This is a genomic window from Pseudomonadota bacterium (genome assembly GCA_010028905.1).
In the GTDB taxonomy this organism is placed as follows: Bacteria; Vulcanimicrobiota; Xenobia; order RGZZ01; family RGZZ01; genus RGZZ01.
Map to the genome: position 1 here is coordinate 1 of RGZZ01000764.1, position 1,591 is coordinate 1,591.

2 protein-coding genes are annotated in these 1,591 nt (G+C 67.7%); both read left to right on the forward strand.

Going from position 1 to position 1,591, the window contains the following annotated elements; genetic code table 11:
* Positions 1-783, forward strand: a 783-nt coding sequence (locus EB084_25080; GenBank protein ID NDD31538.1) for a hypothetical protein, incomplete at its 5' end; no start/stop codon positions are given.
* Positions 784-799: 16 nt separating this feature from the next.
* The coding region (locus EB084_25085; GenBank protein ID NDD31539.1) for an NCS2 family permease at positions 800-1,591 on the forward strand (792 nt) is incomplete at its 3' end.

The window sequence follows — 1,591 nt, forward strand, 5'->3', positions numbered from 1 at the left end:
AGAAACCGCATGTCGGTCGAGATCGAGGGAGTGCAAGCCGTGGGAACCGACAGCCGCAGGTCAGTCGTGATCGCGCTCGTGGGTGTCATCGCCGTCATGCAGCTGCTGATCCTGGTATTTGCCGGTCGCTCGAAGGGCGAGTTCGCAGGCGCGCCCCCCGCGCCGCCTGTGGCCGCCTCTCCGAGTGCGACGCAGCACTCTTCAGAGCCGCTCGCGGGGCAGGAATTCCGCCCTTCCGCACCATCCTCCCCCCTGTCGCAGGCCAACGTGCCGCTTGTTCCGCCAGCGCAGCCGCCCGTGGCGACGCGCCCGCGGGGGGTGATTCCGCCGGAGGTGGGAAACCCGCTCACCGCGCTGGAGAGAGGGGCTGACCCTGCGGCAGGCAAGCAGGCGGTAGAGCGCCCCGCTCCGCAGCGGAGCGCGGTTCCCGCGCTGGGGGTCGCGGGGGTGGCCGCGATGAGCAGCGCTTCGCTGACCGTGCTCACCCGTTTCATCGTGCTCGACTATCAGGCCGAGACCTCGCTCACCCGCGTGCAGGCTGAGCGCATCCGCGAGGCGCTCACGGCGTACAAGCGCCATTCCATCGACGCGTCTGCGTTCTCGGCCCAGGTCGACAGCGTGCTCACCGCGGCGCAGCGCAAGGTCGTGCGCGCGGAAGCCGCCCACATCGAGGAGAAGAAGGCAGAGCTGCTGCAGATCTCCACCCGCAGCGAGGAAGGGTACATCGATCTGACGCTCGACTACCTGGCGAAGCCAAACCGGCCCGACAGCCCGTCACGCTAGGTCGCCCTTCCACCTCATGATTCGCAGCACCCTCGAACGGTTCTTCGACCTCGAACGCAACCAGACCACCCTCGGGCGGGAGGTTCGTGCAGGCTTCACGACCTTCCTGACCATGTCATACATCCTTTTCGTGAACCCCGACGTGCTGGCGAAGGCGATTCACGTGCCGAACGCGTTCGGGCAGCTGCTCTTCGTCACCGCCATCGCCTCGGCTGTGGGCTCCATCGCCATGGGTCTCATGGCCCGCTACCCCTTTGCCACTGCCCCAGGAATGGGGCTGAACGCCTATTTCGCCTTCACGGTGTGCGGGGCGCAGAAGATTCCCTGGACGGTCGCGCTGGGAGCGGTCTTCCTCGAGGGTCTCATCTTTCTCGCGCTCTCATACGGGGGGATCCGGCAGGCCCTCATCAGTGCCATCCCGCGCAACCTGAAGTACGCGTCGGCCAGCGGCATCGGCATGTTCCTCTGTCTCATCGGTCTTCGCCAGGCCGGTCTGGTGGTGGCGAACCCCGCCACCCTGGTCTCTCTCGGAGCGCTCTCCCAGCCCCGCGCCTTGATTGCGTTGCTCACCTTCCTCGTGACCGCCGTGCTGCTCGTGCGGCGGGTGCCGGGCGCCATACTGCTCGGAATCGTGTTCGGCTCGGGCATCTCGATCGCCACGCGTGCCCCGGTGTTCATCGCGCCCGACGGGAGCTTCGCGCCCTTCGCCGGGCTTCCCGGCGGCGGGGTGTTCGCCGCGCCCGTGATGCCCGTCGATCTCTTTCTCGCCCTCGATGTGCGCGGAGCGCTCTCCATGGGAGCGCTCTCC